We start from the raw sequence: 13,953 nt of genomic DNA on the forward strand, positions 1-13,953 counted from the left end.
CTGCTCAAGGGCTCCGGCAATGGCCAAAGCTGTCAATCGCGATGACCGGTTTGGCCGCAGGCCGGTTTACCCTTGACCCCGTTCGCGCCCGAGCAGCAACTGCCGCGTCAGCTCCAGCGCCAGCATCTGGCGCTCCGCAGCCCGTTCGATGTCGAGGTTGTCAAGGAGATGCTGATACTCGATGGCCGGCAGTTGCCCCTGTTGGGCCGCGAGCACCGCCCGGCGTTCGCTGATGAGCATTTCGAGCGCCGCAAATGCCTGCGGGTGACGTGCCTCGATAAATCGCTCCCAGAACACCCGCTGGCAAAGGCTGCGGGCCATCGCCTCGGGGGTCTCTGCGGCGCGTACGGCGCCAACGGCTGCTTCCAGCTGAGCATCGGTTACATTCGCCGCATCGGCGTAGCGCATCGTCCAGGCCTGGCAGGGCAAGCCCAGGCGCTGCCGAAGGTGCACGCGGTAGTACAGCCCCACGGCGATCTGGTCGACCCGATCGCGGGCAGCCAGGCGCCGCATGATGTCTTGCCGTGCGAACAGTTCGACACGGTCCAGGCGGAAAAGCCCCTGGCCCAGCCGCAACAAGTCATTGCCCCGTTCCGGCGTGGCATTGCGTTCAGCGGCATCCACCACTACCCGTAACTGCAATTCACTGAAACGATCCGCGACACTGTTGGCACAGCTCAGGGGCAATTGCGCCAGGCTGTAGACGCGTTGCCGCAGCCCGACGTTGCCACTGAGCGCGTCGAGCAGCGACCATACTCGGTCGGCCAGGTTGGCACTGGGCTCGTCGAAATCGCCAGTGTCCTCCAAGCGCCCAAGCAAGTTGAACAACCCCTGGCTTTCAGGCATTGCCGCCAGCCTGTCCCACAGCGCTTGCCGGCCTTCACGCGCCACCTCGTCGACTGTTGCGAGCCAGTGCTGACGGGTCGCTGTAGGGTCGGCCAGGCGGCGTGGTTCCGGCAGATGAAAATGCTCCTCAATGGTGTCCAGCGCATAAAGCCGCTGGATCTCCACGATGCCCATACGGTTGCGTTCGACCAGAAACCCACGCCGATAGACATGCGGCATCGCAAGAATTTCATCAGGAACCGGCCCCAGCTGGTTGTCACGCAGGTCGATACGCTCCAGACCCTCGCACAACTCCAGGCCCGACGGCCATTCACCCAGTTGGCAATGGCGCAGGTTCAACTCGACCAGGTGCGGCAACTGGTTGTAGCGCAAATAGTAAGCGCCCAACGGGTTGTAGCTGAGGTCCAGGTGCCTGAGCCGGGGCAGGCCGTTCATGGCATTGAGCGCGCCCTCGTCCAGACGGATGCGGTTGTGCGCCAGACGTATACTGCGAAGTTTGACCAGATGAGCAATACCTAGAGGCACCTTCAGCAGGCGGTTGTTGCTCAGGCTCAGCTCTTGGAGGTTACTGAAACAGCGCAGGAAGTCAGTAGGCACGCCTGAGATAGGCAGGTCACGCAGTATCAGCTCCCGGATCTGGGGAAAGTCGATATGCGCCGGCAGCTCCGGCAGGCTGCTCACGTTCAGGTTGATCAGGCTCAGACGCTGCCCCTCCCCCTCACCACCCAGCGGTTCACCCTGCAGGCGCCAGGCCCGACGCAAGCGTTCGGCTACCTGCTGGCGCACGGCCAGGCGCGCGGGGTCGAACTCGAAGCTGGTCCAGCGGTTGAGATGCTGTTCCAGCTGGGCGAAATCGTCCTCGAGTTCCAGCAATGCGTCATAGGCCGAACCGGGTGCTGCCAGCAGGCGTGCCAGTTGCGTGTTGATGGCGGCGTCGTCTAGCCCGGGGTACAGGTTTCGCAAGCGATCACGCAAGACGCTCTGCTGGCTACGCCGCCGCGGCAGCCGACCACTTAGGGGGTAGCCCACACGGCCATCGGCCATGCGTCGCCCAGGGTTGAACCAGCGTGCCTGCTGCGGCCAGCCGAGCAAGCGCCCGATCTCGCCATGCGTTGCCGGCAACTGCTCGACCACCCGCTGGCGCAGTAAGGCAGCCGGCTCACCGTCGTCGATGCCCAGCTCTCGGTATTCTGCGGGGTTGACCAACGTCAGCAGCGCCTCGAACAGATCGGCCGACTCGGCAATCATGGTGCTGACGCCATCGGCCGTCTCTTCACGGAGCTGGAAATAGCCATCATTGCGCACCAATTTCCACACAGGCGCTGCGTCATGCGGGAGGTCGAGAGACGCCAAACAACGCCCGCCATACGGCTCACTCCAGAGTTGCAGATTGATCGCTGGCCAGGCATGCAGACGAGACAACAACGCCAGGACCAGCTCACCGGTTTCATTGCAGTAAGCACTCTGCAGGTACAATCCACAAACCGCTCGGTTCAGCCGTGCCAGACGCAATAGAGAGGCCCCCTGCTGCAGGCAGCGCAAGGGCAATTTGCCCTCGCTCAAGGCCAGGCTACGCTCGATAGCGCCGGTATCGGCCGACAGCACCCGTGCGTAACGCTCGGGAAGCTCCGGAAAATCGTGTCTGATCACCCTCAGCAACGGGTCGTCACCAGGCTCGGTATGGTTCAGGTGGTCGAACAGGCGCTCCCGCAGACGAGGGGCGTGATCAAGCAGATACTCGCGCATGGGCTCGCCCATTGGCGGCACCCCCGATTGTGCCAGGCACCATTGCAGCACTGGTATGTCGTCGGACGGTATCGCGCCGGCGTCCAACCTGGCGAAGAACCTTTCGATACGCGCATCGGCCTGAAAACGTTCGAGAGCATCACGCAGACTGACCGGGACGGCACGGTTTTCTACGTCCAAACCGCGCAATGCCTCGCCATCGACATCCGCCGCCAACAACACCTGCGTGGTGCGTGCCGCATCCAAGGGAGGGTCGTGCGGCCACAAATCAGCAATCAGGGTCTGCAGGTCGTCAATTTCCAGCGGCCGGGCATCATACAGCCGCCAACCACGCTCGCCATTGAACTCAAGCCTTGGCGCGTAACCTTCCGGGCGCTGCGAATGGCGCAACCGCCAAGGACCATCGGCTTTTGGCCGTTGAACCGGGAAGTAGCGCTGCCCTGCACGCAACCAGCGCTGTCCTTCCCCGTGATAAAGCCCGTCCGCTGCCAATTGCGGGTTCTCGGGCACTGCCGCGTAGGCTGCAAGGTCATTGAACCACAGCCGCGCCCCCCGCTCACCCACTGCCACCGGTTCGAGGGCTTCGACAAAATCACTGGCTACAACCCCCCGGGCCACAACGCTGACACCCGCGCCAACGGCAATCGTGACTGCGAGATTTTCGGCAACCCCCAGCATGTGCTCCAGCGCTTCGTGCTGATGACCATGAAACCAGTCCGCAGCACCCTCGAATACTTCCGCCAGCGTTTGCACCACAAGTGCCCCCAGCAGTATCGCCCCGACCCCAGGAATGAACAGCCCGGCCAGGTTTGCCAGGCCAAGCCCGACACTGCGCCAGCGCTGGCGTCGCTGCTCCGAAGCCTGCTGATCGACCCGCGCGGTTGGCACCAACAATACGCGTGCGTCTTCCTTGACCCGCTGTACCTGCAGGGCAACCCACTGCGCGTACAGGTCACCGGAATGGGTTACCCCTTCCAGTTGCAGATCCGGTTGCGGATCACTAAGCCGTTTGCCGAGCGTGTCGAGAAATGCTGCGCGCTCGTTCACGCCCACCAATTGGCTGAAGTAGTTACGGTAGTCCGCCTTTTGCAAGGCGCTCACCAGGTCCGCATTCATCTGTGCAGTCGAGGCAAAGTAGCGCAACGCCCTGGCGGGTTCGCTAGGCAGATACAGAATAACCCCCTGATCGTTGCCTGAAGCATCGCGCAACTGAATCAACAACGCGTCGGACAACGCGTGGCCCAGGACATTCAGCATCCCCGGATAACCCTGCAATCCGAGACTCGCTTCAGTTCCAGGCATCGCTACCGCCAGCAGGGCAATCTGCTGATGTACCGAAATGTCGCCCCGCAGCGCAGCAATCTCCGTGGCCAGAACGAGGCCGGCACGTTTGTCCTGCTTCAGGATTTCGCAGGTCGTATCGGTAAATACCTCTTCCAGCAGACGCTGGTAAATGCCACCTGCATCCCGGCGGCGGCAGGCTTCCACCAACGCTTCGAGGTCTGCGGTCAGCGGTACGCTGCTGCCCGACACCACCAGGCCGGTGCCTACGTAGAAGGTTGCGCCCTCATCAAAGTTCTGCATGAACCGCAACACGGCCGGTTCACGCTGTTCAATCACTTGGTCGCTAGGCAAACCACCGCCCGGCGGTACACGGAAGTCGCGGCGTATCTCCAACCACTGCAGATTGTCCAGCACCGGCGCACCGGGCAACTGATCGACCAACTGCTGAAAATGCAACTCGGCGAAGCGCTGCAGAGGCACCAGGCGCCTGGTCGCACTGCGCACCCGCTCCTGGCTCTGCTGGTGGGCCTTGAACCGGTCGCGCAAGTGGTTGATCTGGGCAACCGACGCCCGCTTCAACCAATCGGGAACGCGCGCGGCGATAAAGTCGTGGGTGGCCTGTGCCATTTTGGTCTCAGCAGCGCTGCCGAGAAGTGCGCCATTGCGGTTGTAAGTCATCGGCCCGACTCCGTCAGAGGGCTGGCGGCAAGCGCCTGTTCGGTAAGTTGCAGGATCAATGCCTGGGTCGCTGCCTCACGCTCGCTGGCCAGTTGCTGCATTTGCCGCAAGTAGGCGCCATCGCCCAATTCAGCTCGGCGAAGGTCCAGTGCCTCCAGGCGTTGCCAGAATGGTTGCTCCAGCGCGTCGAAGCGCTGCGCCTCGCGTTGGCGCAAGCACTCGCGCCAAAAGTCGCGCTCGCTCACATAAGCTGCCAGCCCACCCGCTTCGGCCCGGTACACGGCCAGTTCAGCGGCATTCAGGTCGGCCTGGGTGACCCTGGCGATGGTCGGGAAACGCATACTGCGTGGTTGCCCTGGCAGACCCAGCGGCCCCGCCAGGCCAATGCGATAGGCCAGGCTGACTTCTATCTCGTCAACCACCCGTCCGGCCTGCGACTCGCGCAGGACGTGGTCACGGGCCAGAGCCTCGACCCGGTCGAGGCGAAACAACTGCCGCCCCAGTTGCAGGCGCGCGTGGGTTTCGCTGCCAGGTGGCGCCGCTTGCAGGGCCCGGACAACCATCGAGCGCACCTCCAGGGTACTGAAGCAGTGCGCAATGCTGTCAACGCAGGTTCGCGGGTGGCTGGCCAGTTCGAACAGCTCGTGGCGCAAGCGGCTGTCCGCAGCCATGGCTTGCAGCATCTGCACCACGCGTCGACGCAGATCTTCCCAGGCTCGGCTATAGTCGCTGCTATCGACCAACGCATCGAGCAGCATGAAGAAGTCCGTGCTGCCTGGCTCACCGGCCAATGCGCGCCATTGCGTGGCCAATTGCTCCTCAGCGTCCATCGACAAACCATCGCTCCAGGCACGCCAACCGCGCGCCGCCGACGCTGCCGCCGGATGCCTGGGCTCAGACTGCGCCAGCCGGGTGAAGTCATCTGCCGACAGCGGATTACCCTCGAGCCGCAGACGACGGCGGAACGCCTGCGTTTCCTGCAGCATGAACCTTGGCAGGGTGGCGATCTGGTTGTCGCGCAGGTCTGCCAGTTCGAGCAGGCTGCACCACTGAATGCCGCCCGGTATCGCGCGAAGCTCGGCCCGTCTGAGGTACAACCGACGCAGGCGTGCCAAGCTACTGATCTGCAGATCGATTACTCGCAACGGGTTATCGCTCAGGTCCAGCACATCGAGTTGCGACAAGCCGCGCAAAACTTCGAGTCCACCGGCATTCATGCGTATACGGTTGTTCCGCAGGTCAAGGGACTGCAAGCGCGACAGGCTTTGCAGCTCTGCAGGCAGGCCGGTCAAGCGGTTGTTCGACAGGGTCAGCGAGCGAACTTCGCGGAATGCCGTCAGGAAGCCTGCAGGCAACGCCTCCAGGCTCATGCCGACCAGCAGCAGTTCGCTCACATGCCCGAAGCTGACGCCGGGGGGCAAGGTCGGCAAGCCTCCCGGCACCAGGCCAATCAAGCTCAGGCGAGCACTCGAGGGCACTCCGTCGTCATCCGGTAGTTGCTCGCCCTCCCGCCGCCAGCAACGGCGCAATTGGCTCGCAATACGCTGGCGGGCCTGCCGAGCCTGGCCTGGCACAGGGCTTTGCTCGATCCAGGTCTGCAGGCAGTCATGCAGGCGGCGATAGGCTTGCTCCTCGGCCAGTAGATGGCTGTATGGCGAGCCGGGCAGGCTCAGCAACCGTTGCAGATGCTGCTCCAGCTGAGCGTCATCGAAACTTGGGTAGAGGCCACGCAAGCGCCAACGCAGCAATGAGTGAGCAGGCATCCTGCCGCTGCTGCGCCCGCTGAGGGCATAGCCAATGCGCCCGTCTGCACGCCGCCTGGCCGGGTTCAGCCAGGGTTTGATCTCACTCATGCCCAACTGCCGCATCAGGGCTTCGCGCGTGGCCGGCAACCAGCCTTGCAAGTCAGCGACAAGCCGCCCACTGGCATCGGCGCCATCCCAGCCCAGGCGTTGTCGGTGCGCCTGGGGCAAACAGGCCAGCAGCACTTCGGCCAGGCCAGCAGGCGCTTCGGGTTGCACTGACGTCGGGTATCCATCGTTGCGATGGATCTCGAACTGGCCTTCCCGGTGCACCAGTACCAATGCTTCATCTCCGGGATACAGGCGTGCCAACAGGGGCCCGGCATCGCTACCCCGACGCAGCTCGAGGTTGGCCGATTGCGGCCAGGCGGCATACCGGCGCAGCAGGTCGAAGACCAGTTCCAGTGCGTCTTCACGATGGCTGCCGGGCAGGTAGAAGGCTTCGCGTACCCGTGTCAGCCGCGCCACCTGCAACAGCGCCCGGGCCTGTTCGGCCACGGCCAGCGGCAGCCTGGCATGCTCACTCATGATTGCGCGCTGCGCATCACTGGCCTCGTCGAGCACGCGCAAGGCATAAGCCTTGGGCAGCCCTGGGAAGTCGCGCATGATCACGCCAAGCAGCGCCTGGTCAGCGCCCACATCGTGATCAAGGTCAGCCAGCAGTCCTTCACGCATCCGGGCCTGCGCCTGGTCGATGGCGGTAAACTGCGCATCGAGCGGCAGTTCGCCCACGGCCAGTTTGTCTACACACCAAACGAACCAGACACGATCTTCATCGAGTATCTGGCCCAGGGCGACTCGGCCAAGAAACCGCTCGATGCGCTCGGCCCTGGCGAAGCGTTCGAGGGTATCGCGCAGCTGCACCGGCAAACGGCGGTTTTCCACCAGCAGCCCACGCAACTGCGCCTCGTCGACATCCGCCACCCGCAAGATCTGCTGCACACGTTCGCTGTCCAGCTGCGCAGCCTCGGGCCACAGGTAACCCAGCATGCGCTGCGCCCCTTGCCACTCCAGCGGTCGCTGGCGCCACAGTCGCCAGCCCCGCTCGCCGTTGTGACGCAACCCGGGGTGCACACCGCCCTGGCGCTGCGGATGCTTGAGCTGCCAATGATGGCCAACCTGATGGACCTCATAGGTGACATGCTCATCCTGCCACCACCAACGCCCATCAGCGATCAACAGACCATTGTCCTGCCACACCCCGTTGGCCGGTGGCGTGCTTACCCGGTAGGCCCCCAGCTCGACCGACTGCAGCCGTGGCTTGCCTGCCCCGCCGATGACCGGTTCCATGCCGTCGACCAGCGCGCTGCGCGGGAAGCCCCGCGCCACGGCGTGCATGCCCAGGACCAAGGCAGCAGTGACGGCAACCGTTTCGGCAACCCCCAGCATGTGCTCAAGGGCCTCATGGTCGCGTCCCCGGGCCCAATCTGCCGCGCCTTCGAAGACCTCGGCCAGGGTCTGGCCAATCAATTGCGTGAACAGCAACGCCCCCACCGTCGGTACAAACAGGCCGAGCACATTGAGCAAGACCACCCCGACCTGCTCCAACGCCTCGATGCGCGACTGGCTGCGCGCATGGTCGACATCGGCGGTGGGCACGGCCAACCAGCGGGCGTCATCCTTGATGCGTTGGCAATGATGCCGGGCCAGGCCGAGACAGACATCGCCATCAAGGCGCTCACCGCCTGCGTCGACATCGACCTGGCTATCCCCCAGGCGCTTGCTCAGGGTAGCGATGAAGGCCGCCCGCTCGGCCAAGGCAACCCGCTGCAACAGACGCTTGCGAAACGCCAGCTGACGCACGCAGGTGCCCAGGTGCGCGGCAAGCTCTTGCCAGTCATCGAAGCGTTGCAGTGGCTGCGGCTCGCCAGGTAGGTAGAGCAACACCGCGGCCACCCCTGGCAATGTGATCGGCCCGCCGCCCGGCGACCAGTCATCGCGGATCTCGATCGCCAGCGCGCCGCCGATACGACAGCCCATCAGCGTCAGGCCCATGGCCCGGTGCCGCCCTCGATCATGCTGCACCGGCAAGCCCTGCGCCCATGCGCGCAGGAAGCGCACGTCGGCTTCGGGCAACTGGCGGCGCAGCACGGCAATCTCCAGTGCCACCTGCAACGACAACTGCTGTTCACGTGCCTGTTGCTCGATCACCAGAGGCGTGAACACCTGCTCCAGGTGCTCCTGATACAGGCGGCCAACGTCCAGGTTGCGGCATTGCGTCACAATGTCTGATACCTGCGCTTTGACAGGGGTGTCAGAGTCGCTATCGACCAGGGCCGTGCCCTCGTAAAATGACGCGCCCGCCTCGAAATTCTGCAACAGGCGTTGCAGCGCCGGTTGGCGTACCTGAAACGGTTCGCTTTCGGGCAGCGCCAGTGACGGGTCACTGAACGGCGGCGGCGCAAAGCGCATCCGGGTTTCCCGCCAGGTCAGCATGTGCAGGGGCCGGGCCTGGGGCAACAGCCCGGTGACCCTGCGCTCGAGCCAGCGCGTAGCAAACGCTTCAAGAGGCTCAAGCTGGTCAAGGACAACGCGCAGCGACTGCTGCACGGCATGCAGTGGCGCGAAGCGCTCGCGCAAGCGGTTGATGGCCTGGGGCGAAGCGGTTTTCAGCCAGTCAGGCAATTGTTCAGCAATGAAATCGTCAAGCGCGCTGGCCAGCTTGGCATCGTGGGAGACAGGTTGAACAACCATGGGAGATTCCGAAGTCGTGAATGTCCCCCCGACTCTAGGGCTCGCCGTCAATCACCCGCAGCAGGAAAACCCACCTCACCGGTCAGCTCTACTCCCAACACCAGGCTGCGGTAATGCCCTGGATTGCAACCGAACCATTTACGAAAAGCCTTGTAGAACGAACTGCCGTCGGCGAAGCCCAGGCGCGCGGCAATTTCCAGCATGCCCAGGCGCTCTTCGGCCAGCCAGGCGATGGCCAGTTCGCGTCGCACGCTGTCCTTGAGCCCTTGGTAGCTCTGGCCCTCTTCCGCCAGGCGCCGACGTAGGGTCGACGGAGACAGGCACAACTGCCGGGCCAGGCCCTCGGCATCCGGCCACAAGGCCGGGTCCAGGCGCAGCAGGTCATGGCGGATGCGCCGAGCCAGGCTGGCGGGATCGCGGTACTTGACCAAAATGTTGCCCGGCGCTTCTGCGAGAAAGCGTTGCAACTCCTCGGGCGTGCGCCGCAGCGGGATGTCCAGGCAGTCGGCGGCGATGATCATGCGCGAACGCGGGCGGCCGAATTGCAGGTTTCCCGAGAACATCACCCGGTAGTCGTCGCAGAACGGTGGTTCGCTGCAGCGCAGGTCGATGGCCAGGATCGGGATGCGCCGGCCGGCCAGCCAGCAGGCCACGCCGTGCACGATCATCCAGAAGGTAAAGTAGGTGAAGGCGCGGCGCGGTTCGTCACGCGGCTCATTGATGACAATTTCGGCCAAGCTCTGCTGACGTACCAGGCTGGGTTGCAGGTCTTCGAGCATCAGCGAGAGAAACTCCAGGGCCGTCTCCAGGCCAGCGCCGAGGGTGGCGTGGGCCATGCTCGCACGGCACATGAAAGCCAGGCTACCGCTGCGCAGGCCACGCGGGTCCATGGCGAAGAACTCGTCATTGCAGCGCCGCGCCAGCAGGCGCCAGAGCCGTGCGTAGGCTTCGGCAGAGACCCGTGCCTCGGGCAACTCCAGCTGGCCGCAGTCGATGCCTGCCCGGGCCAGCAGGCCGCTATCGGGCTGCCCTGCCGGGCAAGTCTGCAACAGGGCTTCGCGCACCAGTTGCATGGAGATCGTGTCTTTCTCGCTCATCGATTGTCCCGGTTGCACTGTGCTGGCCATCTTAGGCCCACAGGTGGAAAACACCAGCCCTGCTCACAGGCTGCCCGCCAGCCCGAGAAAAGCCTGGATCAGGCGCAACTCGCGGCGCCGCTCCAGGCAGCCGAGCATGTGCTGGTTGAGCAGACCCTGGCCAGCCAGCGGACGTGCCACCACCCGCGGGTCGTTGGCCACCTCGGTCGATGACACCACGCCGATGCCCAGTTCAGACGCCACCGCCTCGGTCACCGCCTCACGGCTGTCCAGCTCCAGCAGCACCCGGGGCTGCACACCCGCCGAGCCGCAGGCCTTGTCGAACGTGCGCCGGGTGGTGGAACTGGGCTCGCGCAGCACCATGATCTGCTGGTGCAACTCGGCCAGTGGCAGTTCCTGCCGGGCCTGCGCCCAGGCGTGGCCCGCAGGCAGCAAGGCACACAGGCGTGACTCACAGAGGTTCTGCAGGTGCAGGCCCTTGCGTGGTTCTATCTCGGTCAGCACGGCGACGTCGGCGTGCTCGCTGAGCAAGGCCGCCAGGGTTTCCTGGGCATTGCCCAGACGCAGGTTGACGGTGATGCCCGGATAGCGCTCGCGCAGCAGTGCCAGCATCGGCATGACCCGATGCGGACCATCGGCGGCCACTTCCAGGCGCCCGGTGAGCAATTGGCGGTTGGCCTCGAGCATGGCTTGTGCCTCTTCAGCCAACCCGAACATGGCGCGGGTGATCGCCGCCAGGCGGGTGCCTTCCTCGGTCAACTCCACGCGCCGCGCAGTGCGCCGCAGCAAGGTGATCTGGTAATGCTCCTCCAGCGCCTTGACGTGCCCGGTCACCGCCGGCTGGCTGATGAACAGGCGCGCGGCGGCGCGGGTGAAGCTGCCTTCACGGGCGACGGCATCGAAGGCACGCAGCTGGAAGAGGTTCATATCTATCGGCCTGACTTATAGCTCGGATAACGACAAACAATTTGATTGATGGCAGTGCGAATTGCAACCTAGGCCTCGTAGTTTCAGCCCACCGCTTGCGAGGAATAACGGAATGAGCAACGCCCCGATCTTGCTGACCCCTGGCCCACTGACCACTTCAATCCGCACCCGCCAAGCCATGCTGGTGGACTGGGGCTCGTGGGACCGCGACTTCAACCAGCTGACCGCCAGTGTCTGCGAGCAACTGCTGGCGATCATCGACGGCAGCGCCAGCCACCACTGCGTGCCCCTGCAAGGCAGCGGCACCTTCGCCGTGGAGGCGGCCATCGGCACCCTCGTGCCGCGTGACGGCAAGGTCCTGGTATTGATCAACGGCGCTTATGGTCAACGCCTGGCGAAGATCTGCAAAGTGCTGGGCCGCGCCTGCAGTACCTTCGAGACCGCCGAGGACCAACCGACCACCGCCGCCGATGTCGACCGCCTGCTCGCCGCCGACCCGGCTGTCACCCACGTGGCGCTGATCCACTGTGAAACCAGCACCGGTATCCTCAACCCCCTGGCGGAAATCGCCCAGGTGGTCAAAGGCCACGGCAAGCGCCTGATCATCGATGCCATGAGTTCGTTCGGCGCACTGCCCATCGATGCCCGTGAGATTCCTTTCGAAGCGCTGATCGCTGCGTCCGGCAAATGTCTCGAAGGCGTGCCCGGCATGGGCTTCGTGTTTGCCGAGAAACGCGCTCTGGCCGCCGCCGAAGGCAACGCCCACTCGCTGGCCATGGACCTGCACGACCAGCACGCCTACATGGCCAAGACCGGCCAGTGGCGCTTCACCCCGCCGACCCACGTGGTCGCCGCCCTGCACGAAGCGCTGCAACAGTACGGTGAGGAAGGCGGCCTGCCCGCCCGCCACCAGCGCTACGCCGACAATTGCAAGACCCTGCTCGCCGGCATGGCCGCCATCGGCCTGCGCAGCTTCCTGCCGGCCGAAATCCAGGCGCCGATCATCGTCACTTTCCATGCGCCGAACGATGCCCGCTACCAGTTCAAGGACTTCTACGAGCGGGTCAAGGCCAAGGGCTTCATCCTTTACCCGGGCAAACTGACCCAGGTCGAAACGTTCCGCGTCGGCTGCATCGGCGTGGTCGGTGCCGACGGCATGCAAGCTGCCGTCAATGCCGTGGCCGAAGTGCTGCGGGAAATGGAAGTGCTGGACATCTAACCCTTTGCCCACCCAATTTCAGGAACCCGCTCACATGAACTACAGCAATCCTACCCAGCTGCAAGCCGCCATCCTCGACTGGGCTGGCACCGTGGTCGACTTCGGCTCCTTCGCCCCGACCCAGATCTTCGTCGAAGCCTTCGCCGAGTTCGATGTGCAGGTCTCCATCGAGGAAGCCCGTGGCCCGATGGGGATGGGCAAGTGGGACCACATCCGCACCCTGTGCGATTTGCCAGAGATCGCCGAGCGCTACCGCAAGGTGTTCGGCCGCACCCCGACCGACGATGACGTTACCGCCATCTACAACCGCTTCATGCCGCTGCAGATCGAGAAAATCGCCGTGCACTCGGCATTGATCCCCGGCGCCCTGGACACCCTCAACAGCCTGCGCCAGGGCGGCCTGAAGATCGGTTCGTGCTCGGGCTACCCGAAGGTGGTGATGGACAAAGTGGTGGAACTGGCGGCGCAGAACGGCTACGTCGCCGACCACGTGGTGGCCACCGACGAAACCCCGAATGGCCGCCCATGGCCAGCCCAGGCCCTGGCCAACGTGATTGCCCTGGGGATTGATGATGTGGCGGCGTGTGTGAAGGTCGACGACACCGTGCCGGGCATTCTCGAAGGCCGCCGTGCCGGCATGTGGACCGTTGCCCTGGTGTGCTCGGGCAACGCTCTGGGGCTGACCTGGGAGGGTTATCAGGCGTTGAGCACAGCAAGACTGGAGAGCGAGCGCAAGCGCATTCACCAACTGTTTGCCGGCTCGCGGCCCCACTACCTGATCGACACCATCAACGAACTGCCGGAGGTGGTAGCCGACATCAACCGCCGCCTGGCCAAGGGCGAGATGCCGCAGGCCTTCTGACAAATCGGTGTTTAGCCATTCGCGGGCAGGCCCGCTCCCAGGGTTATGCATTCCTCTGTGGGAGCGGGCGTGCCCGCGAATGCGTCAGTTCAGGCAACAATGATGGATCAGACCACCCGGTTCAACTTCACCCAGGAAGCGAACTTGTCGATGAAGCCCTGCAGGAATGGCCTGGTCTTGTCACTGAGCTTGCCCGCCTCATCGAACAGGCTCGCCGCCCCGCCGATATACGCCTCGGGCATCTGCATGCACGGCATGTCGAGGAACACCAGCGACTGGCGCACCGCATGATTGGCACCAAACCCGCCAATGGCCCCGGGCGACACACTGGCCACCGCCGTCGGCTTGCCGCTCCACGCGCTTTGCCCATACGGCCGCGAACCAACGTCGATGGCATTCTTCAAACAGCCCGGCACCGAACGGTTGTATTCCGGAGTGACGAACAGCACCGCATCGCTGCGGCGAATCTCATCGCGAAACCGCTTCCACGCCTCGGGCACGCCCTCGGCCTCAACGTCCTCGTTGTACAGCGGCAGGTCGCCGATCTCGACAATCTTCAGGGCAAGGCTGGACGGTGCCAGCTCCGAAAGTGCGCGGGCAACCTTGCGGTTGTAGGAGTCCTTGCGCAAGCTGCCGACGACAACCGCTACCGAATACACCTGGCTCATGGCGTTATCCATCCGTTGCTGGAGAAAGGGACGTCTGTAGTTATAGATGACCGTTCCTCGGCGGCCCGGATTTTTTTCCTGGCTTCGAAAACTTCCAGGTACCTTTTAGGGTCTATCCCTGCAGACATTT

Annotated in this window: 7 protein-coding genes; 2 read left to right on the plus strand and 5 right to left on the minus strand. The window is 64.1% G+C overall.

Annotated elements, in window-relative coordinates:
* Positions 1-66: 66 nt before the first annotated feature.
* The 4 genes from APH33_RS04550 to APH33_RS04565 form a co-directional block, all read right to left on the minus strand.
* Positions 67-4,554, minus strand: coding sequence for an NEL-type E3 ubiquitin ligase domain-containing protein (locus APH33_RS04550; protein ID WP_054884009.1), 4,488 nt, complete (start codon positions 4,552-4,554; stop codon positions 67-69).
* Positions 4,551-9,050 (minus strand): NEL-type E3 ubiquitin ligase domain-containing protein, encoded by a 4,500-nt coding sequence (locus APH33_RS04555; RefSeq protein ID WP_054884010.1) that lies wholly within the window; start codon positions 9,048-9,050, stop codon positions 4,551-4,553. Before APH33_RS04555 ends, APH33_RS04550 begins: the two co-directional genes overlap by 4 nt.
* 47 nt (positions 9,051-9,097) lie before the next feature.
* Positions 9,098-10,147, minus strand: coding sequence for an AraC family transcriptional regulator (locus tag APH33_RS04560; RefSeq protein ID WP_054884011.1), 1,050 nt, complete (start codon positions 10,145-10,147; stop codon positions 9,098-9,100).
* 63 nt (positions 10,148-10,210) lie between these two features.
* Positions 10,211-11,074 (minus strand): LysR substrate-binding domain-containing protein, encoded by an 864-nt coding sequence (locus APH33_RS04565; protein WP_054884012.1) that lies wholly within the window; start codon positions 11,072-11,074, stop codon positions 10,211-10,213.
* 112 nt (positions 11,075-11,186) lie between these two features.
* Here APH33_RS04565 and APH33_RS04570 point away from each other — a divergent pair, with 112 nt between their 5' ends.
* Positions 11,187-12,293: a 2-aminoethylphosphonate--pyruvate transaminase gene (locus tag APH33_RS04570; protein WP_054884013.1), complete on the plus strand. Its 1,107-nt coding sequence runs from the start codon at positions 11,187-11,189 to the stop codon at positions 12,291-12,293.
* 34 nt (positions 12,294-12,327) lie between these two features.
* The gene (gene phnX, locus APH33_RS04575) at positions 12,328-13,155 is read left to right on the plus strand and encodes a phosphonoacetaldehyde hydrolase (protein WP_054884014.1); all 828 of its coding nucleotides are present in this window, start codon (positions 12,328-12,330) and stop codon (positions 13,153-13,155) included.
* 107 nt (positions 13,156-13,262) lie between these two features.
* Here phnX and APH33_RS04580 read toward each other — a convergent pair whose 3' ends face one another.
* On the minus strand, positions 13,263-13,823 hold the full coding sequence (locus APH33_RS04580; protein WP_054884015.1) for an NADPH-dependent FMN reductase: 561 nt from the start codon (positions 13,821-13,823) through the stop codon (positions 13,263-13,265).
* Between the last annotated feature and the right edge of the window lie 130 nt (positions 13,824-13,953).

The organism is Pseudomonas sp. NBRC 111130, assembly GCF_001320485.1.
In the GTDB taxonomy this organism is placed as follows: Bacteria; Pseudomonadota; Gammaproteobacteria; order Pseudomonadales; family Pseudomonadaceae; genus Aquipseudomonas; species Aquipseudomonas vlassakiae.

Bases quoted from the DNA above. Each gene is read 5' to 3' on its own strand.
- APH33_RS04550 (WP_054884009.1), bottom strand. From the start codon at position 4,554: ATGACTTACAACCGCAATGGCGCACTTCTCGGCAGCGCTGCTGAGACC.
- APH33_RS04555 (WP_054884010.1), bottom strand. From the start codon at position 9,050: ATGGTTGTTCAACCTGTCTCCCACGATGCCAAGCTGGCCAGCGCGCTT.
- APH33_RS04560 (WP_054884011.1), bottom strand. From the start codon at position 10,147: ATGAGCGAGAAAGACACGATCTCCATGCAACTGGTGCGCGAAGCCCTG.
- APH33_RS04565 (WP_054884012.1), bottom strand. From the start codon at position 11,074: ATGAACCTCTTCCAGCTGCGTGCCTTCGATGCCGTCGCCCGTGAAGGC.
- APH33_RS04570 (WP_054884013.1), top strand. From the start codon at position 11,187: ATGAGCAACGCCCCGATCTTGCTGACCCCTGGCCCACTGACCACTTCA.
- phnX (WP_054884014.1), top strand. From the start codon at position 12,328: ATGAACTACAGCAATCCTACCCAGCTGCAAGCCGCCATCCTCGACTGG.
- APH33_RS04580 (WP_054884015.1), bottom strand. From the start codon at position 13,823: ATGAGCCAGGTGTATTCGGTAGCGGTTGTCGTCGGCAGCTTGCGCAAG.